Genomic DNA, 18001 nt, shown 5'->3' with positions numbered 1-18001 from the left:
CGACTCGAAGGATGTGCTCCCATGTTCGCTAACCTCAACGGCTGGCACGCGATCATTCTGCTGGTCATCATCCTGCTGCTCTTCGGCGCTCCCAAGCTGCCCGCCCTCGCACGCAGCCTCGGTCAATCGATGAAGATCTTCAAGAACGAGGTCAAGACCGAGCAGAAGGGCGACGCCGAGACCGGCGCCGGCGACGCGCCGACCTCCGAGACCGAATCGAAGCAGTAGGCAGCGTGGCGGGTCGCGCGAAACGGAGCTCGAACCGCGAAGCGAGGATGTCCCTCGGCGAGCATCTGCTCGAACTGCGCAAACGGCTCTTCATCTCGGCCGCGGCGATCGTCGCGGCGGCTGTCGGCGGCTTCATCGTCGCCGACTGGGTCTGGGCGCGCCTGCGCGAGCCAGTGCTGCGGATCGCTGAGGAACAAGGCCGCACTGCTGAGATCAGCTACACCTATGTCACCGAGGCGTTCGACACCAGGCTCCAGATCGCGTTCGCGGTGGGGTTGGTGATCGCCAGCCCTGTCTGGCTCTACCAGATCTGGGCGTTCCTCATGCCCGCTCTGCAGCGCCGCGAGAAGCAGTTCGCCATCGGGTTCCTCGGCAGCGCGGTGCCGCTCTTCCTCGGCGGCTGCCTCGCGGGTTGGCTCGTGCTGCCCAATATGGTCACGCTGCTCACGAGCTTCGCCCCGGCTGAAGACGTCTCCCTGCTCACCGCGAAGACCTACCTCGATTTCACGATCAAGCTCCTGCTCGCGGTCGGCGTCGCCTTCGTGCTCCCCGTCTTCCTGGTGCTGCTGAACTTCGCACGAGTGCTCAGCGCTCAGGCCATCCTCAAGGGCTGGCGGGTCGCGGTGCTCGTGATCGCCGTGTTCACCGCAATGGCCACTCCGGCCGCAGACGTGCTGTCGATGTTCCTCCTCATGATTCCCATGGTGCTGCTCTACTTCATTGCCGCGGGTGTCGCCTGGCTGCACGATCGTCGTATGGCGAAGCGAGACGCGGCCGCCTTCGACGCGGGCCTGGCCGAGGCCTGAGCACGGTGCTTCACATGACTCGGTCCGACCGCGGCTCTGCGGAGGCACCATGACCGGCACCGAGGCGCTCTCTCCCGCGGAGCGGTATGCGGCATCCCGCAGCCGCAGTTCGACCCCTCGGCTGCAGGCGTTTCGCGACCGTCAGCGCTTCGACCTCGACCCCTTCCAGCTCGCCGCCTGCGAGAGCCTCGAGGCCGGCCGAAGCGTGCTGGTCGCGGCGCCGACCGGCGCCGGCAAGACGATCGTCGCCGAGTTCGCGGTCTTCCTCGCCATGTTCGACGCGCGCGCGAAGGTCTTCTACACGACGCCGATGAAGGCGCTGAGCAACCAGAAGTTCCATGAGTTGGTCGAGGAGTACGGACCGGAAGAGGTGGGCCTGCTCACCGGCGACACCTCGGTGAACAGCAGCGCGCGCATCGTGGTGATGACTACCGAGGTGCTGCGCAACATGCTCTACGCCGACAGCGACCTGCTGCCGGACCTCCGGTTCGTCGTGATGGACGAGGTGCACTACCTCGCAGATCGCTTCAGAGGCGCCGTCTGGGAGGAGGTGATCATCCACCTTCCCAGGCAGGTGCGCATGGTGTCCTTGAGCGCCACGGTGTCGAACGCCGAGGAGTTCGGCGACTGGCTGCAGGCTGTGCGAGGCGATACCGACGTGATCGTCTCCGAGGAGCGTCCGGTACCGCTCGACCAGCACGTGCTCGTGCGCACCAAGCTCGTCGACCTCTTCGACACCGACCCGGCGCACGTGTCGGCGAACCGTGTCAATCCCGAACTGATCCGCCTCACCAACGCCGCGAACCGGGCGGATCGCACGGGCCGAGGCCACCCTTCGGCGCGCGACCGGCGCCATCGCGGTCGCGGACCCCAGGGGCCCGGCCGGTTCGAACGCATGGACCGCCCGGATGTCGTCCGCCTGCTCGAGTCGAAACGGCTGCTGCCGGCGATCTTCTTCATCTTCAGCCGAGCCGGCTGCGACGCGGCGGTGCGCCAGGTGCTCCGAGCCGGTGTGAGCCTCACCGAACGGCACGAGCGCGACGAGATCCGCGCCATCGCCGAGGAGCGCTGCCGAACCCTGCTCGACGAAGACCTCGCCGTCCTGGGGTACTGGGAGTGGCTCGACGGGCTGCAGCGCGGAGTCGCGGCTCACCACGCTGGTTTGCTGCCCGCGTTCAAGGAGGTCGTCGAAGAGCTCTTCCAGCGCAAGCTGCTCAAAGCCGTGTTCGCCACGGAGACGCTCGCGCTTGGCATCAACATGCCCGCTCGCACGGTCGTGCTTGAGAAGCTCGAGAAGTTCAACGGCGAAGCCCGCGTACCAATCACGCCGGGGGAGTACACGCAGCTCACGGGCCGAGCCGGTCGTCGCGGCATCGACGTCGAGGGCCACTCGGTCATCCAATGGATGTCAGGGCTCGACCCGCAGGCCGTCGCCGCTCTCGCGTCCCGCCGAAGCTACCCGCTCAATTCGAGCTTCAAACCGACGTACAACATGGCCGTGAACTTGATCGAGCAATTCGGTCGGGAACGGGCTCGGCGCATTCTCGAGAGCTCCTTCGCCCAGTTCCAAGCCGACCGTTCCGTCGTCGACCTCGCTCGCAAGGTGCGCGAGATGGAGCAGTCGTTGAGCGGGTATGAGGAAGCCATGCAGTGCCACCTCGGCGACTTCCGCGAGTACGCCGCCATGCGGCGCGAGCTCAGCGACCTGGAGCGACAGAGCGTTCCCGCCGATCGCCGAGGCGAACGGGAGCGCCGGCAGCGCCAATTGACCTCGTTGAGGAAACGGATGCGGCAGCATCCGTGCCACAGCTGCGCCGATCGCGAGGCGCATGCCCGCTGGGCGGAGCGTTGGTGGCGTCTCAAGCGCGAGCATGATCGGCTCAGTTCGCAGATCAAAGGACGCACAGGCGCGGTTGCGAAGGTCTTCGACCGCGTGGTCGATGTGCTGCTCGAGGGAGGGTATCTCGAACGAGACCAGCACGGGCGCATCGTGCTGAACGAGCACGGCCGCGCGCTTCGCCGCATCTACGGAGAGCGCGACCTCCTGGTGGCCGAGAGCCTCCGGCGAGGCGCCTGGGACGGCTTGGACGCGCCCTCGTTGGCCGCGATGGCGACGGCCATCGTGTACGAGCCTCGACGAGATGAGGGGTCGCAGCACGACGCCGACCTTCCCCGCGGACGATTCCGAGAAGCGCTCGACGAGACGCGTGACCTCTGGGCGAGACTCGACGACCTCGAACACGACCACAAGCTTCCCGGCAGTGAGCCGCTCGCGACCGGCCTGTGCCTCGCGATGCACCGGTGGGCCAAGGGCGGGCGTCTCGATGAGGTGCTGCGCGAAGCAGATCTTCCTGCAGGTGACTTCGTACGCTGGGCGAAGCAGACCATCGACCTGCTCGACCAGCTCTCAGTGGTGGCGCAGACCCCAGTCGACCGGGTGGCGAGGCAGGCGCTCGAAGCGGTGCGCCGCGGCGTCGTGGCGTACAGCAGTGTCGCGTAGGCTCGATCGAGCCCGATGAACACGCCATTGCCCCTCGACCCGCGACCGACGATCCCTTCCTGGGTCGCACTGCTCCTCGCGGCGGCCTCCGGCCCTGTGCTCGACGCGGCGTTCCCAGACCTGGGCGTCTGGCCGCTGGCATTCCTCGGCATCGCCATGATGCTGCTCGCGCTGCGCAATCAACCCGCGCGCTGGGCGTTCCACATCGGCCTCGTCGGCAGCCTCAGCTTCTACCTCCTGCATATCCAGTGGGCCACGCTCTTCCTCGGACCGGTGCCTTGGGCCGCGCTCTCTGTGGTCATGGCGCTGTTCGGAGGAATCGGGGCGACGCTGATCGGCATCGCCTACCGGATGCTGCTGCGGTTGCGGCGGCGCATCGTGGTGCGCCTCATCGCCCTGCCCGCCCTGGTCGCCGGGCTCTGGACCGCCCGGGAGGCGGTGCAGAGCGTGTGGCCGTACGGGGGGTTCGCATGGGGAAGGGTCGCCCAGTCGCAGTCGGAGAGTCCGCTGGGCACGCTGTTCGCGTGGCTCGGGGTCTCGGGCGTGAGCTTCGTGATGGTGTTCTTCGTGGCGCTCGCCATCGAGGCCGTGCTGACGCAGCAGGCGCGGGCGACGCTACGGTTCGTGCCGGCATCCGTCGTGCTCGTCCTGATGCTCGGCACGCCCGCATTCCCTGTGACCATCGACGGTCAGCTGCGGATCGCTGCAGTGCAGGGCAATGGCAAGACCGGGTACTTTCAGCAGCGAGACAGCGGCGACAACCTGCGCGACCAGCTCGATGCGACCATGGCGCTGCGCGGGGAGGATGTCGATCTCGTCGTCTGGCCGGAGGGAGGCTCCGACCTCGATCCGCTGCGAAACGACTACGCCGCGATGGCGTTCGATCTCGTGGCCGACACGTTCGACGCTCCGTTCATCGCCGGCACCATCACCGAACGCGAGCCCGATGTCATCCATAACAGCTCATTGCTATGGCTGCCGGGGGAGGGGCTGGCGGACATCTACGACAAGCGGCACCCCGTGCCCTTCGGCGAGTATGTTCCCGACCGCGAGTTCTGGGAGCCGCTCGCGCCTGACCTGATCGGGCTGATCCAGCGCGAGTACACGCCGGGCACCACTGACTCGGTCTTCGAACTGCCCGCCGGTGTGCGCGTGGGGGTGAACATCTGCTTCGACATCGTCGACGACGGCCTGCTGCGGGAGTCGGTGCGCGACGGCGCCCAGGTGATCTTCGCCCAGACCAATAACGCAGACTTCGGCCGCACCGACGAGAGCGTGCAGCAGCTCGCCTTCGCGCGCATTCGGGCCCTTGAGCTGGGGCGCACGGTCGTGAACATCTCGACTGTCGGCACGAGCGCCATCGTGGCACCCGACGGGTCGACTCTCGATCAACTCGAGTGGTACACCCAAGACGCCATGGTGCGCGAGATTCCGCTGAGCTCGACCGAGACACCGGCGCTGCGTCTCGGAGCGCCGCTCGAGTGGACGATCGCGATCACGTCGGTCCTGGTGGTCGCGGCGCTCGGAGTGACCCGGCTCGCCACATCGGGCGCCGTGGCGGCACGAAAAAGGGCCAGCCGAAGCTGACCCTTCATTCGCTGAGTGAAGCTGCTACGCCATCACGCGCCGAGCTTCTGCTGCTGCTGGCCGCGCCGCGCGCGCAGAATCTGCAGGCGCTCCTCGAGCAGTTCCTCGAGCTCTGCTCGCGAACGCCGTTCGAGGAGCATGTCCCAGTGCGTGCGCACGGGCTTCTCCTCGACCGCTTCGGTCTTGACGAGTTCGCCATCCTCGCCCACCAGACGCCCTTCGATGCCTGACTTCGGCGACTCCCACGTCTCAGGCACTTCTGCGTCTGCCGCGAAGACCACCTCGAACGTCGTGCCGTCTTCCGCGCGATAGGTCACCCGTCGACGCGCTGAGAACTCGACGCCCTCCTCGCTTTGAAGACTCTGGCTTCCTAGCCTCATACCTCGCAAACTGCGATCCGCCATGCTGAGGCCTCCTTCCTGAAACGCAACTCATAGGTATAACGCGTCCACCTGTGCGTTTGTTCCATGCTTCGGCGGCCGGAGGCGGTAGGGGTGACTGAAGTGGTCGACGTGCGGCGTCGGACCGGCATGCTGCGCGAGCGATCGCGTTAGGGCCGATGCTGGCCGCGTTCCCGGAGCACCTCGAAGGCGAGGTCTGGCCGATCGGTGACGATGCCGTCGACGCCGAGGTCGAGAAGCTCACGCATCCGCTGCTGGTCGTTCACAGTCCAGATGTGCACCTCGAGCCCGGCGCGCTGCCAGGCGCGGATGACGCGGCGCGTGGTGACCTTGAGCCTTCCGGCGCGTTCGGGAGCCTGCACCGCCCCGATGCCCTTGAACGCCATTCGCACGACCTGGCCGAGCCCGAGTTTGGCGGCGATCAACGCGACACCGAGGCTCCGCGACGCCGCTGAGGTGGCCACGCCGGGAAGCATGTTGACTGCCTTCAGCCGCCGGCCCTCGTCGAACGAGGTGACCAGCACGCGATCGATCGCCTTGGCCTTGATGATCGCGGCGACGGTCGGGCCAACGGCATCCGCAGACTTGATGTCGATGTTGAACCGCGTCTCCGGAAATGCGTTGAGGGCCTCCTCCAGTGAGCAGAAGCCCTGACCCTCGCCGAGATCGATCGCTCTGAGCTCGTCCATGGTGCACGACGACACGCGCCGGCCCTCGCCTGCCACGCGTTCCAGCGTGCGGTCGTGGCAGAGCACGGCGACGCCGTCTGCGGTCGCCCGCGTGTCGGTCTCGATGTGCGTGCAACCCGCGGCGATCGCCTTCGCGAACGCCAGCAAGGTGTTCTCTGGTGCCTCGAGTGAGAACCCTCGGTGTGCGAGCACGCGCGGTGGCTCGGGTGAGAAGTACATCGGCTCAGACGATCGGGGTAGAGCCGGGCGGAGTAGAGCCGGGCGGAGTAGTCGACGAGGCGCCTGCCGCGCTCGATGCCGCTGCCGCGCGCTGCGAGGCCCCGAACAGCCCTTCGCCCACACCCTTGAGCGCCTCGCTGAACTCGCTCGGGATGATCCACAGCTTGTTCGAAGCACCATCGGCGATCTTCGGCAGCGTGAGCAGGTACTGGTAGGCGAGCAGTTCCGGGTCGGGCCGCCCATCGTGAATCGCCTGGAATACCGTGGTGATCGCTTCGGCCTCGCCCTGCGCCCGCAGCACGCGCGCCTTGGCCTCGCCCTCTGCCTCGAGGATCGCCGCCTGCCTGCTGCCCTCCGCCTCGAGAATCGCAGCTTGCTTCGTGCCCTCGGCCGTGAGGATGACCGCGCGCCGGTCGCGCTCCGCGCGCATCTGCTTCTCCATGGAGTCCTGGATCGAGTGCGGCGGGTCGATCGCTTTGAGCTCGACCCGGCTGACGCGGAGCCCCCATTTCCCAGTCGCCTCGTCGAGCACGATCCGCAGCTTGCTGTTGATCTCGTCGCGGCTGGTCAGCGCTTCTTCGAGGTTGAGCCCACCCACGACGTTGCGGAGGGTCGTGGTGGTGAGCTGTTCGACCGCCGCAAGGTAGTTGGCGATCTCGTAGGTGGCGGCCCGGGCATCCGTCACCTGGAAGTAGACGACCGTGTCGATCGAGACGACCAGGTTGTCTTCGGTGATGACCGGCTGCGGAGGGAACGAGACGACCTGCTCGCGCATGTCGACGAGCGGGCGCACCCGATCGATGAAGGGCACGAGCACGTTGAGACCCGGTTGAAGGGTCTTGTGATATCTGCCGAGCCGTTCCACAACGCCGGCGTACGCCTGCGGAATGATGCGGATCGCGCGGATCAGCACGACGAGCACGAAGACGCCCAGCACCACCAGCAACGCGATGATGAAGAACTGCCCGATGAACTCACTAGGGGAGAGCATGGTCATTGCCTCTCTTCCGTCGCAGACGGATCAGGAGTCGGTTCGCCCGGAGCGACCATGGCGATCGAACCGGCGATCGACTCCACTGTGGCCCAGCTGCCCGCTTCGAGCGCGGCGGCGGATGCTGTGGCGAGCCGTGCCGACCACGTCTCGCCGTTCGCGAGTTTCACGAGCCCGCTGATCGCGTCAACCGGTTCGAGCACCCGAGCGCGCATGCCGATGAGCGCGGGAACGTTGCTGGGCGTCGGGTCGGCCCCGCGCCGCATGACTCTGAGCAGCAGCGGCCTGATGGTGAGGATCAGCAGCACGGCGACCACCGCACCCACGACGATCTGCAGCCACCAGGGCCATCCGAGCAGGTTCGCACCGAGACCGGCCAGGCTGCCGAACGCGATCATCAGAAACGTGAACTCGAGCGTGAGCAACTCGATGATGACGCAGATCAGCACGAAGATCAGCCACACGATCCACAGGTACGAGGTGACGTCGATCATCGCTGACAGTGCCTCCGCTTCACCTCGCGTGCTGTGATCCCGAAACTACCAGAGCGGTGCGACAGCGCTCCTCGGCTCCCGGCCATCGCAGGGCCGCCAGCGCTCCCTGGGGTAGGGTCGGATGCTGTGAACGCTGCTCTCGCTCCCGATGCTCTGGCCGGCAAACGCGCGCTCGTGACGGGCTCGTCGAGAGGGATCGGGGCCGATACGGCGCGGTATTTCGCGGCGGCGGGCGCGAGCGTCGTGATCAACTACCGGAACAAGGCGGCCCGTGCTGAGAAGCTCGTCGCCGAGCTCGAGGCCACCGGCGCTTCCGCGATCGCCGTGGGCGCCGACCTCACCGACCCCGACTCGGTCGCCGAGATGTTCCGGCAGATCAAGGAGCAGTGGGGCGGTCTTGACGTCCTGGTGCTCAATGCCTCGGGTGGCATGGAGAGCGGCATGGGTGAGGACTACGCCATGCGCCTCAACCGCGACGCGCAGGTGAACACGCTCAAGGGTGCGCTCCCGCTGCTCGATCGCGGCAGCAGGGTCGTGTTCGTGACGAGCCACCAGGCGCACTTCATCCGCACCACTCCGACGATGCCCGAGTACGTTCCCGTGGCGCTGAGCAAGCGTGCCGGTGAAGATGCGCTGCGCGAGTTGATCCCCGAGCTGGATGCCGCCGGCATCGAGTTCGTCGTGGTCTCAGGCGACATGATCGAGGGCACCATCACCGCGACCCTGCTCGAGCGCCTGAACCCCGGCGCGATCGAGCAGCGCAAGGCTTCTGCGGGCCGTCTGTACAACGTGAGCGAGTTCGCGGCAGAGGTCGCCCAGGCGGCCGTCGATCCCGTGCCCGAAGACCACACCAGGCTTGTCGGCGACACGTCCTCCTTCGAGCCCGAGCGCGCTCAGGACTGATCGCGTTGCGAGCCGACGAGCTGCCCCTTCTCAAGAGCATCTCGCGGCCGAGCGTCCATCCGGGCGGCGACCGCGCGATCGTCTCGGCGACGTACCCGCACCTGGGCGCCGACGCGTACGTCGGTCAGTTGTGGGAGGTCGCGTTGAGCGGCCGCGCCCGTCAGCGCCGGATCACTCGCGGCTTCCGTGACACCGATCCGCAGTTCTCACCGGATGGCACCATGGTCGCCTTCCTGCGCTCGACGGCTGCAGGCGAGCACCCGCAGGTCTGGCTCATGGATGCCGTGGGCGGTGAACCGAGACCGCTCACCGACACCGCGCTCGGCGTCATCGAGTTCCGGTGGTCTCCCGATTCGAAGCGCATCGCGTTCAGAGCGTTCGACCCGGAGGAGGGACGTTACGGCACGATCGACGGTCTCCCGCCGTCGGCGGAGCCCGCGCGCCACATCACCAGGCGCCGCTATCGGGCCGATGGCGTGGGGTTCGTCAGTGACCGGTTCATGCGCCTCTTCGTGCTCGACGTTCCGGCGCTGAACGACGAACCGGTATACCCGGTCGCACCGGGCGTGCGCGACCCGAAGCCCAAGCATCCGACGGCCGTGCCGGATGCGCGTCGACTCACGACGGGGGAGTACCACTTCACCGCGTTCTGCTTCGGATCCGACTCCGAATCGATCGTCGCGGTCGCTGCGAGGCACGAGTCACGCGACGATGACCTGCGAACCGACCTGTGGCGCATCGCGCTCAACCGGCGTTCGGTGACTCCGCGGCTCCTCACGGGCGATGAGCCCCCACGCGCGATCTCGCTCGTCGAGCACGCGCCCGGTGGAGCACTGTTCTTCCTCGCCCAGGAACTCGGCCACACTGCGAGGGACTTCGTCGCGCGGAACACGGGACTGTATCGCTTCGACGGCGCATCGCCCGCGCTACGACTGACCGACGCGGAAAGCGTCGACCTGCAAGCGGCATCCGGCATGACCGTGCTCGACGACAATCGCGTGCTCGTGCACGAGCTCACGCGCGGCACCGTGCAGTTGCGGCTCGTCGAGCACCGCGAGGGCGACCGAGCCGCGACGACCAGCGTGGCTCCGCTGACATCGGGAGCCGTGGTGGTGAACGGGTCGCAGGCGCTTGCCGAGGGCCGCGGTATCGCGCTGACCCTTGCCGCCGGCCACACCTACGGCGATCTGGTGGTGTTGCGCGACGGCGGATACGACCTGCGCACAGACTTCTCAGCCCCCCTGCGGCGGGCAGGCATCCGTCGTGCGCTCGAGCTCGAGGTGGCATCGAGTGACGGCTACCCGGTGCACGGGTGGGTGGTCCTGCCGGAGGGGGAGGGACCACATCCGGTGCTGCTGAACATCCACGGCGGCCCGTATGCCTCGTATCTGCACTCCCTCTTCGACGAGGCGCAGGTGTACGCGAGCGCAGGATACGCAGTCGTCATGTGCAATCCGCGGGGTTCGGCGGGCTACGGACAGCGGCATGGGCGCAGCATCCGGCACGCAATGGGAACCGTCGACATGCAGGATGTGCTCGCGTTCCTCGACGGCGCGCTTGACCGGCACCCCACCCTGGATCGCGGCCGCGTGGGAATCATGGGCGGGTCGTACGGCGGCTACCTGACCGCCTGGATCACATCGCACGAGCATCGGTTCGAGGCCGCCATCGTCGAGCGCGGGTTCCTCGACGCGACGGCGTTCGCGGGCAACTCCGACATCGGCACGTTCTTCGGGGAGGAGTACTTGGGCACTGATCGCACCCTGGTCGCGGCGCAGAACCCCCAGGACCGGGCGCATCTCGTGAAGACGCCGACGCTGATCATGCACTCCGAAGACGACCTGAGGTGCCCGGTGGATCAGGCCGAGCGCTATTACCAGGCTCTGCGCGAGCACGGCACGGATGCCGAACTGGTGCTGTTCCCCGGCGAGAACCATGAGCTCTCGCGCACAGGCAGGCCTCGGCACAGGCTGCAGCGCTTCGAGCTGATCCTCAATTGGTGGCGCCGTCACCTGCCGACCGACGAGAACCGCACCGGCATCATCCAGTTGCCGATGTTCCCACCGCACCGCTGAGTCGACGTCTCGTCCTCTGGTCGCGAGGCGAACAAGCGTGGCCGTTCGTGCCCGGCGCACGGCTGCACCGTCAAGACGCCGTTGTCGAGGCGGTGCGCCTGATCGGGAGCGTACGGTAGCCGCTCAGGGATAACCAAATGCACCAGCCGACGGGTGGCACGTCGTCGGCCATCACTGGACAAGTCCGGCCCACCCGTGGCACCATCGCGCACGTGACCAGCACGCCGGCTGAGGCCCAGCGCTTGCGCGATCTCGCGCTGCTTCGCCGCGTACGCGATCGGATCGACCGCGAGTACGCCAAGCCGCTCAATGTCGAGGCACTCGCGCTCGGGGTCAATCTCTCCGCGGGTCACCTGAGCCGTCAGTTCCGGCTCGCCTACGGCGAGTCTCCCTACAGCTACTTGATGACACGCCGCATCGAGCGTGCCATGGCGCTGCTGCGCCGCGGGGATCTCAGCGTCACCGAGGTCTGCTTCGCCGTCGGCTGCACGTCGCTGGGCACGTTCAGCACGCGCTTCTCCGAACTCGTCGGCATGCCGCCCAGCGCGTATCGACGGAACGCTCAGTCGACGGCGGGGATGGCCCCGTGCGTGGCGAAGCAGGTGACCAGACCGGTCAGGAATCGAGAAGCGTCATCAGGTGAAGCGAAAGTAGCGTGATCGACATGGACATCACCATTCACGAAAGCTTCCTCCCGCACACAGACCCGGATGCCTCGCTCGCGTTCTACCGCGACACGCTCGGCTTCGAGGTGCGCAACGACGTGGGCTACGAGGGCATGCGTTGGATCACCGTCGGTCCCGCTGATCAGCCCGATACCGCGATCGTGCTCATGCCGCCGACGGCGGCACCCGGCATCACCGACCATGAGCGTCGGATGCTGCTGGAGCTCATGGCGAAGGGCAGCTACTTCGGCGTCAACCTCGCAACCGACGACCTCGACGGTGTCTTCTCGAAGCTGGAGGCGAGCGGCGCAGAGGTCGTGCAAGAGCCCACGGACCAGCCGTACGGCATCCGGGACTGCGCGTTCCGCGACCCGTCCGGCAACATGCTCCGCATCCAGCAGCGACGCGACTGACCGGAACGCGACGCCGACCCCCGACAGACCGCGGCGGCGGCGCTTTGCCCAGCAGGGCCAGCGCCTCGCGACGACTTCTTCACCGACGGAGACACCTATGAGCATTGCCTCGACCGGCACCAGTACCTCGCCGAGCGAGAAGCGCGAGCGCGAGCAGGCGCACCCCGCAGATACGCACGAGTTGATCCGTGTGCAGGGCGCTCGCGAGAACAACCTCAAGGACGTGAGTGTCGAGCTCCCGAAACGGCGACTCACGGTCTTCACCGGCGTTTCAGGATCCGGCAAGAGCTCCCTCGTGTTCGCGACGATCGCCGCCGAGTCGCAGCGCATGATCAACGAGACCTACAGCGCGTTCGTGCAGGGATTCATGCCCACGCTGGCACGTCCCGACGTGGACGTGCTGGAGGGCCTCACGACGGCGATCATCGTCGATCAGGAGCGCCTGGGCGCCAACCCGCGGTCGACTGTCGGCACGGTCACCGACGCCAATGCGATGCTTCGGATCGTGTTCAGCCGGCTGGGTCGCCCGCATATCGGATCACCGCAGGCCTTCTCGTTCAACGTCGCGTCCATGAGCGGCGCCGGCGCCGTCACGATGGAACGGGCGGGTACTACCGTCAAGGAACGCCGCGAGTTCAGCGTCACCGGTGGCATGTGCCTTCGCTGCGAGGGCCTCGGTTCGGTCACCGACTTCGACCTGAGTGCGCTGTACGACGAGAATCTGTCGCTCAACCAGGGCGCGCTGACCATTCCCGGCTACAGCATGGACGGCTGGTACGGGCGCATCTTCCGGGGGAGCGGGTTTTTCGATCCGGATAGGCCGATCCGCGACTTCACCAAGAAGCAGCTGCATGATCTGCTCCACAAGGAGCCGACGAAGATCAAGGTCGACGGCATCAACATCACCTACGAGGGCCTGATCCCGAAGATTCAGAAATCGTTCCTGAGCAAGGACAAGGAGGCGATGCAGCCGCATATCCGCGCGTTCGTCGAGCGCGCGATCACCTTCAGCACATGCCCCGAGTGCAGCGGCACTCGGCTCAGCGAATTGGCTCGGTCTTCGAAGATCAAGGGACTCAGCATCGCCGACGCCTGCGCGATGCAGATCAGCGACCTCGCGCAATGGGTGCGAGAACTCGATGAGCCGACCGTCGCTCCGTTGCTCAAGTCGCTCAGCGAGACGCTGGACTCGTTCGTCGAGATCGGTCTTGGCTATCTCAGTCTCGACCGTTCGTCTGGAACGCTCTCAGGAGGTGAGGCGCAGCGCACCAAGATGATCCGTCACCTCGGTTCGTCGCTCACCGATGTCACCTACGTCTTCGACGAGCCGACGATCGGACTGCACCCTCACGACATCCAGCGCATGAACGAATTGCTGCTGCAATTGCGCGACAAGGGCAACACCGTACTCGTTGTGGAGCACAAGCCCGAGGCGATCGCCATCGCCGACCATGTCGTCGACCTGGGCCCGGGCGCCGGTACAGCCGGGGGAGAGGTCGTCTTCGAGGGGAGCGTCGACGGCCTGCGAGGGAGCGGCACTCTGACGGGTCGGCATTTGGACGATCGAGTGAGCGTGAAGGATGCCGTTCGCCGGCCATCGGGGGCGCTCGAGGTGCGCGGTGCATCCACCCACAATCTTCAGAACGTGGACGTCGATATCCCGCTCGGCGTGCTCACGGTCATCACCGGGGTGGCCGGCTCGGGGAAGAGCTCGCTCATCCACGGTTCCGTATCGCGACGCGACGGCGTCGTCTCGATCGACCAAGGTGCCATCAAAGGCTCCAGGCGCAGCAACCCCGCGACCTACACGGGGCTGCTCGAACCGATCCGGAAGGCCTTCGCGAAGGCGAACGGCGTCAAGCCGGCACTGTTCAGCGCCAACTCTGAAGGCGCCTGCCCTGCGTGCAAGGGCGCCGGCGTCATCTACACCGACCTCGGCATGATGGCCGGCGTCGAGACCACCTGCGAGGAGTGCGGCGGGAATCGCTTCCAGGCCGAGGTGCTCGAGTACAAGCTCGGCGGCCGCGACATCAGCGAGGTGCTCGCGATGCCCGTGACCGAAGCCGCGTCGTTCTTCTCGGAGGGGGAGGCGCGCATCCCTGCAGCCCATGCCATCCTGCAGCGGCTCGTCGATGTGGGCCTCGGCTACCTCACCATCGGGCAGCCGCTCACGACGCTGTCGGGCGGCGAGCGTCAACGGCTCAAGCTTGCCGTGCACATGGGGGAGAAGGGGTCGGTCTACGTGCTCGACGAGCCGACGACCGGCTTGCACCTGGCCGATGTCGAGAATCTGCTCGGCCTGCTCGATCGGCTCGTCGACTCGGGGAGATCCGTCGTGGTCATCGAGCACCACCAGGCGGTGATGGCGCACGCCGACTGGATCATCGACCTTGGACCGGGAGCCGGCCATGACGGTGGACGAGTGGTATTCGAAGGAACGCCCGCGGCGCTCATCGCCGACCGCTCGACCCTCACCGGCAAGCACCTCGCAGAATACGTCAAGGTCGCTTAGCTGTTCGGCAGGTCCGCCCTACTGGGAGCGACGCGAAATCACATCGCACGAGAGGGAAGAGTCACGATGAGCGCAAAGCAGTCAGATGGCACCGCATCTGAGAGTTTCTCGGAGGCGGAGCGAAAGGCGATGAAGGATCGCGCGGCCGAACTCAGAACGAGCCACTCGGGAAAGAGCAAAAAAGATCCCGAGCAGGCCGTACGAGAGGCGATAGCCGAGCTTCCGGAGCCGGACCGTTCGCTCACAGAACGCGTTCACGAGCTGATCCTCGAGACTGTGCCAGAACTCACGACCAAACTTCGCTATGGGATGCCGACCTATCTCAAAGACGGGAAGGTCGTCTGCTTCTTCCAAGCGGCGGCGAAGTTCGGTACGCGCTATTCAACACTGGGGTTCGACGAAGGCGCGAACCTGGATGACGGCGAGATGTGGCCGACGTCGTTCGCGATCACGGAGTTGACGGATGCCGCGAGGAAACGGATCCAAGCGTTGCTGAAGCAGGCGGCGAGCTGACGATGAGGACCTTGCGTCGGTCACACCGTCGCGACCAGTCGGAAGCCTGACTCGTCGAACGGCTCCACATCGGTGACCGTGACCGACTCGACGTGTCCGGCCGGCGGACCCTCCGACATCCACTCGAGCACGCGGTCGACGTGCTGCGAATCGCCCTGCACTTCGGCTTCGACAGTTCCGTCTCGACGATTCCTCACCCAGCCCGTCACATCTGAATCTCGTGCCACGGATTGCATCGTGAAGCGGTAGCCGACGCCCTGCACATCCCCGCGCACGAGCACATGGACGCGTCTCATGCCTCGATACTGCGCCCGAGCTGCCTGCCGCGCAGCACTGTCAGGCGTCAGGATGCTGACGTGGGAACCATCGACGACTACGTCGCAACGCTGTCTGACAGCGATCGCGCGATCATCGAGCACGTGTATCGAGTCGCGCGTGAAGTCGCTCCAGATGCCGAGCAAGGTGAGGGCTACGGCATGCCGGCGCTCACGCTGCACGGCAAGCCGCTGATCTCGGTCATGCGCACGAAGAAGCACATCGGCGTGTATCCGTACAGCGCGGACGTCGTCACAGCGGTTTCGCCGGAGCTCGACGGACACCCTGGCATCGGTCTCGATAAAGGAACGATCAGATTCCAGCCAGAGAACCCGATTCCGGATGATGCCGTGCGTGCACTTGTCACAGCCCGGCGTGCCCAACTCCAGCACTGAAACAGACGCCGATAATCACCATTATGTCAGGTCTGGCGAGGCGGACCGCTGCCCCGTCCCGGCCCGCGCAGACTGACGCCGGCCACTGTTCGGCCCAGGAGGCACGATTCGTTGCACAACCGTGGATCAACTGCACACCGTCGATCAACTGGGCGCCGCGGCGATCGCATCGATCTCGACGAGCGCACCCGGCTTCGCCGGCGCGACCGACAGCACCGTCACCGATGTGCGCCGCGCACCCCACACTCCGCCGGCGGCCGCGTACGCCTCGTTGACGTCAACGCCCGGCGCGAGATAGATCGTGAGCTTGACCACGAAGTCAGGCCCGCTCCCAGCCGCCTCGAGCACGGCGAGCACGTTCCGCAGCGCCTGCTGCGTCTGCGCGGCGAGCCCCTCCAGCATTCGACCCGATCCGTCCACCCCGTTCTGACCACCGATGTACAGCGTCGGCCCGGCTGGCGCGACCATGCCGTGGGCAAACGCCGCACTGCGCTGCATGCCTTCCGGATCGATCGCGGTGGGCTGTGTCAGCATGGCGCATCCTCTCTCCAACTCCCCCGCCGCCGGCTCAAGGAACGCTTGCGAGGGACTCGAACGTATGTTCGAATACGAGTATGCGTTGGGCAGGGCAAGCAGTCAACGGTTCCACTGACACCGAGAGCGAGAACGCGCTGCCGGGCCTCGCCCGGCTCGACACGTTCGTGCGCACGGTGCGCACTCCCGACTTCGACGGGGTGACGTTTCACGAGGTGCTCGCCAAGTCAGCGCTGAACAAGGTGCCGAAGTCGAGCTCGATGCCATTCGATTGGACGATCAACCCGATGCGGGGGTGCCTCCACCGCTGCACGTACTGCTTCGCACGAGGCACGCACGAGTACCTCGGGCTCGACTCAGGAGATGACTTCGACCGGCAGATCGTCGTGAAGGTGAACGTCGTCGACGTGTTGGCGGCCGAGCTCGGACGACCGTCGTGGCGTCGGGAGCGTGTCGCCCTCGGCACCAACACCGACCCCTACCAGCGCGCGGAGGGCCGCTACCGGTTCATGCCTGGCATCATCGCGGCACTCGCGGCCTCCGGCACTCCCCTGTCGCTGCTCACGAAGGGCACACTGCTGCGACGTGATCTCCCACTGCTGAGCGAGGCCGCTCAGCAGGTGCCGGTCGACATCGCCATGTCGATCGCGATCTTTGACGACGAGTTGCAGCAATCGGTCGAGCCCGGCACCCCGACGGCCTCGGCACGCCTCGCCTCCATCACGGCGGCGGCGGAGTTGGGGCTGCGCCCCACGGTGTTCCTCATGCCAGTCCTTCCCCGGCTCACCGACAGTCGCGAACACCTCGACTACGCGCTCTCGCGCATTGCCGCCGCGGGCGCCAGCCGTGTGGTGTACGGCGCGTTGCACCTGCGCCCCGGGGCGCGGGAGTGGTTCATGCAATGGCTCGGGCAACGGCATCCCGAACTCGTCGCCTACTATCGGTCGCTGTATTCGCGTAGCTCATACGCGCCGGTGGAGTACCGTTCCGAGCTCGCCGCCAGAATCGCGCCTCTGCTCAAGAAGCACCGGCTTTCCAAGCAGGATGCCGCGCAGACGCGTCCCGCCGGTCGTCGCCCCTCCCCCGGGCCGGCCGCCTCGGCCACCCCACGAACTGCACGCAGCACCGGCTTGATCGCCGCTGAGATGCCTGCTCTGGCCGCCCGAGCCATCATGCAGCCGACGCTTTTCTGATGACGCAGCACCTGCAAGACGTCTTTTCGGAGATTCTTCTTCGCCGTGTCGATTTCGCACTCCGTCGTTCGACGCAATAGTAAGAGGGCGTGTTGGGCGCCTCGACTCTAAGGAGCAGACGATGAAGTACATGCTGATCATGCGCGCGACCGATGCCGCGATCGAAGCCTCGAAGGAAGTCGACTTCGAAGAGATCATCAACCAGATGGGGCGGTACAACGAGTCGATGATCGAGGCGGGCGTGCTGCTCGCCGGTGAAGGGCTCTCCGATCCGAGCGAAGGCTTCGTGGTCGACTTCAGCGACGAGCCGCCCCTCGTGACCGACGGCCCGTACGGCGAGACGCACGAGTTGTTCAATGGCTTCTGGATCATCCAGGTATCCAGCCGCGAAGAGGCGGCGGAGTGGGCGAAGCGTTGCCCGCTCGGCCCCGGCGCCAAGCTCGAAGTGCGGCGGGTCACCGACGAGCGCGATTTCGAGGCGTACTCCGAGAACGAGTATGTGAAGAAAGAGGTCGGATGGCGCGAGCAGCTGGGCACGGCCTGATCCATGCGCGCAGCGGGACCCGGC

General features: G+C 66.4%; 19 protein-coding genes. 13 read left to right on the top strand and 6 right to left on the bottom strand.

Features of this window, described 5'->3' with window-relative positions; genetic code table 11:
- Positions 1–21: 21 nt before the first annotated feature.
- The 4 genes from tatA to lnt are packed head-to-tail and all read left to right on the top strand — an operon-like array spanning position 22 to position 5121.
- Complete coding sequence (tatA, locus tag ABV606_RS11315) at positions 22–228, top strand: twin-arginine translocase TatA/TatE family subunit (protein ID WP_281487947.1); 207 nt, start codon at positions 22–24, stop codon at positions 226–228.
- 47 nt (positions 229–275) lie between these two features.
- Positions 276–1034 carry a twin-arginine translocase subunit TatC gene (gene tatC / locus ABV606_RS11310; protein ID WP_281487948.1) on the top strand — a complete coding sequence of 253 codons (759 nt, stop codon included), beginning with the start codon at positions 276–278 and terminating at the stop codon, positions 1032–1034.
- Positions 1035–1083: 49 nt separating this feature from the next.
- On the top strand, positions 1084–3534 hold the full coding sequence (locus ABV606_RS11305) for a DEAD/DEAH box helicase (RefSeq protein ID WP_353987791.1): 2451 nt from the start codon (positions 1084–1086) through the stop codon (positions 3532–3534).
- Positions 3535–3549: 15 nt separating this feature from the next.
- Complete coding sequence (gene lnt, locus ABV606_RS11300) at positions 3550–5121, top strand: apolipoprotein N-acyltransferase (protein WP_281487950.1); 1572 nt, start codon at positions 3550–3552, stop codon at positions 5119–5121.
- Positions 5122–5153: 32 nt separating this feature from the next.
- Here lnt and ABV606_RS11295 read toward each other — a convergent pair whose 3' ends face one another.
- The 4 genes from ABV606_RS11295 to ABV606_RS11280 all read right to left on the bottom strand — a co-directional run bounded on the left by ABV606_RS11295 (position 5154) and on the right by ABV606_RS11280 (position 7915).
- Positions 5154–5525: an RNA polymerase-binding protein RbpA gene (locus tag ABV606_RS11295; protein WP_281487951.1), complete on the bottom strand. Its 372-nt coding sequence runs from the start codon at positions 5523–5525 to the stop codon at positions 5154–5156.
- Between the two features lie 146 nt (positions 5526–5671).
- On the bottom strand, positions 5672–6430 hold the full coding sequence (locus tag ABV606_RS11290) for a glycerophosphodiester phosphodiesterase family protein (RefSeq protein WP_281487952.1): 759 nt from the start codon (positions 6428–6430) through the stop codon (positions 5672–5674).
- A gap of 4 nt (positions 6431–6434) precedes the next feature.
- Positions 6435–7421: an SPFH domain-containing protein gene (locus tag ABV606_RS11285; RefSeq protein WP_353988828.1), complete on the bottom strand. Its 987-nt coding sequence runs from the start codon at positions 7419–7421 to the stop codon at positions 6435–6437.
- 2 nt (positions 7422–7423) lie between these two features.
- Positions 7424–7915 (bottom strand): NfeD family protein, encoded by a 492-nt coding sequence (locus ABV606_RS11280; protein ID WP_281487953.1) that lies wholly within the window; start codon positions 7913–7915, stop codon positions 7424–7426.
- A 126-nt stretch (positions 7916–8041) separates the two neighbouring features.
- On the opposite strand from ABV606_RS11280, the gene ABV606_RS11275 reads away from it, so the two are divergent.
- The 6 genes from ABV606_RS11275 to ABV606_RS11250 all read left to right on the top strand — a co-directional run bounded on the left by ABV606_RS11275 (position 8042) and on the right by ABV606_RS11250 (position 14996).
- Entirely contained in the window at positions 8042–8818 is a 777-nt protein-coding gene (locus ABV606_RS11275; protein WP_281487954.1) for an SDR family oxidoreductase, read from the top strand.
- Positions 8819–8823: 5 nt separating this feature from the next.
- A complete protein-coding gene (locus ABV606_RS11270; protein ID WP_353987790.1) occupies positions 8824–10893 on the top strand; it encodes a S9 family peptidase in 2070 nt (689 codons plus the stop codon).
- Between the two features lie 212 nt (positions 10894–11105).
- Complete coding sequence (locus ABV606_RS11265) at positions 11106–11552, top strand: helix-turn-helix transcriptional regulator (RefSeq protein ID WP_281487956.1); 447 nt, start codon at positions 11106–11108, stop codon at positions 11550–11552.
- A 5-nt stretch (positions 11553–11557) separates the two neighbouring features.
- Complete coding sequence (locus tag ABV606_RS11260) at positions 11558–11971, top strand: VOC family protein (protein ID WP_353987789.1); 414 nt, start codon at positions 11558–11560, stop codon at positions 11969–11971.
- A 97-nt stretch (positions 11972–12068) separates the two neighbouring features.
- On the top strand, positions 12069–14483 hold the full coding sequence (locus ABV606_RS11255) for an excinuclease ABC subunit UvrA (RefSeq protein WP_353987788.1): 2415 nt from the start codon (positions 12069–12071) through the stop codon (positions 14481–14483).
- A gap of 129 nt (positions 14484–14612) precedes the next feature.
- Positions 14613–14996 carry an iron chaperone gene (locus tag ABV606_RS11250; RefSeq protein ID WP_353987787.1) on the top strand — a complete coding sequence of 128 codons (384 nt, stop codon included), beginning with the start codon at positions 14613–14615 and terminating at the stop codon, positions 14994–14996.
- Positions 14997–15016: 20 nt separating this feature from the next.
- Here ABV606_RS11250 and ABV606_RS11245 read toward each other — a convergent pair whose 3' ends face one another.
- Positions 15017–15292 (bottom strand): acylphosphatase, encoded by a 276-nt coding sequence (locus ABV606_RS11245; protein WP_353987786.1) that lies wholly within the window; start codon positions 15290–15292, stop codon positions 15017–15019.
- A 60-nt stretch (positions 15293–15352) separates the two neighbouring features.
- Here ABV606_RS11245 and ABV606_RS11240 point away from each other — a divergent pair, with 60 nt between their 5' ends.
- Complete coding sequence (locus tag ABV606_RS11240) at positions 15353–15706, top strand: iron chaperone (RefSeq protein ID WP_353987785.1); 354 nt, start codon at positions 15353–15355, stop codon at positions 15704–15706.
- A gap of 144 nt (positions 15707–15850) precedes the next feature.
- Here the strand turns inward: ABV606_RS11240 and ABV606_RS11235 are convergent, their stop codons facing one another.
- Positions 15851–16240: a RidA family protein gene (locus ABV606_RS11235; protein WP_353987784.1), complete on the bottom strand. Its 390-nt coding sequence runs from the start codon at positions 16238–16240 to the stop codon at positions 15851–15853.
- An 80-nt stretch (positions 16241–16320) separates the two neighbouring features.
- Here ABV606_RS11235 and ABV606_RS11230 point away from each other — a divergent pair, with 80 nt between their 5' ends.
- Together ABV606_RS11230 and ABV606_RS11225 are read left to right on the top strand one after the other, a co-directional pair.
- A complete protein-coding gene (locus ABV606_RS11230) occupies positions 16321–17433 on the top strand; it encodes an Rv2578c family radical SAM protein (RefSeq protein ID WP_353987783.1) in 1113 nt (370 codons plus the stop codon).
- A gap of 121 nt (positions 17434–17554) precedes the next feature.
- Positions 17555–17977 carry a YciI family protein gene (locus ABV606_RS11225; protein ID WP_353987782.1) on the top strand — a complete coding sequence of 141 codons (423 nt, stop codon included), beginning with the start codon at positions 17555–17557 and terminating at the stop codon, positions 17975–17977.
- The last annotated feature ends 24 nt before the right edge of the window (positions 17978–18001 follow it).

This window comes from Ruicaihuangia caeni, assembly GCF_040536845.1.
Classification (GTDB): domain Bacteria; phylum Actinomycetota; class Actinomycetes; order Actinomycetales; family Microbacteriaceae; genus Ruicaihuangia; species Ruicaihuangia caeni.
This window is presented reverse-complemented; position numbering and strand designations above follow the sequence as displayed.

Excerpts from the sequence above, each read along its gene's own strand:
- ABV606_RS11245 (WP_353987786.1), bottom strand. The coding sequence starts at position 15,292 with ATGAGACGCGTCCATGTGCTCGTGCGCGGGGATGTGCAGGGCGTCGGC.
- ABV606_RS11250 (WP_353987787.1), top strand. The coding sequence starts at position 14,613 with ATGAAGGATCGCGCGGCCGAACTCAGAACGAGCCACTCGGGAAAGAGC.
- tatC (WP_281487948.1), top strand. The coding sequence starts at position 276 with ATGTCCCTCGGCGAGCATCTGCTCGAACTGCGCAAACGGCTCTTCATC.
- ABV606_RS11305 (WP_353987791.1), top strand. The coding sequence starts at position 1,084 with ATGACCGGCACCGAGGCGCTCTCTCCCGCGGAGCGGTATGCGGCATCC.
- ABV606_RS11295 (WP_281487951.1), bottom strand. The coding sequence starts at position 5,525 with ATGGCGGATCGCAGTTTGCGAGGTATGAGGCTAGGAAGCCAGAGTCTT.
- ABV606_RS11290 (WP_281487952.1), bottom strand. The coding sequence starts at position 6,430 with ATGTACTTCTCACCCGAGCCACCGCGCGTGCTCGCACACCGAGGGTTC.
- ABV606_RS11285 (WP_353988828.1), bottom strand. The coding sequence starts at position 7,421 with ATGCTCTCCCCTAGTGAGTTCATCGGGCAGTTCTTCATCATCGCGTTG.
- ABV606_RS11225 (WP_353987782.1), top strand. The coding sequence starts at position 17,555 with ATGAAGTACATGCTGATCATGCGCGCGACCGATGCCGCGATCGAAGCC.
- ABV606_RS11230 (WP_353987783.1), top strand. The coding sequence starts at position 16,321 with ATGCGTTGGGCAGGGCAAGCAGTCAACGGTTCCACTGACACCGAGAGC.
- lnt (WP_281487950.1), top strand. The coding sequence starts at position 3,550 with ATGAACACGCCATTGCCCCTCGACCCGCGACCGACGATCCCTTCCTGG.
- ABV606_RS11280 (WP_281487953.1), bottom strand. The coding sequence starts at position 7,915 with ATGATCGACGTCACCTCGTACCTGTGGATCGTGTGGCTGATCTTCGTG.
- ABV606_RS11235 (WP_353987784.1), bottom strand. The coding sequence starts at position 16,240 with ATGCTGACACAGCCCACCGCGATCGATCCGGAAGGCATGCAGCGCAGT.
- ABV606_RS11260 (WP_353987789.1), top strand. The coding sequence starts at position 11,558 with ATGGACATCACCATTCACGAAAGCTTCCTCCCGCACACAGACCCGGAT.
- tatA (WP_281487947.1), top strand. The coding sequence starts at position 22 with ATGTTCGCTAACCTCAACGGCTGGCACGCGATCATTCTGCTGGTCATC.
- ABV606_RS11255 (WP_353987788.1), top strand. The coding sequence starts at position 12,069 with ATGAGCATTGCCTCGACCGGCACCAGTACCTCGCCGAGCGAGAAGCGC.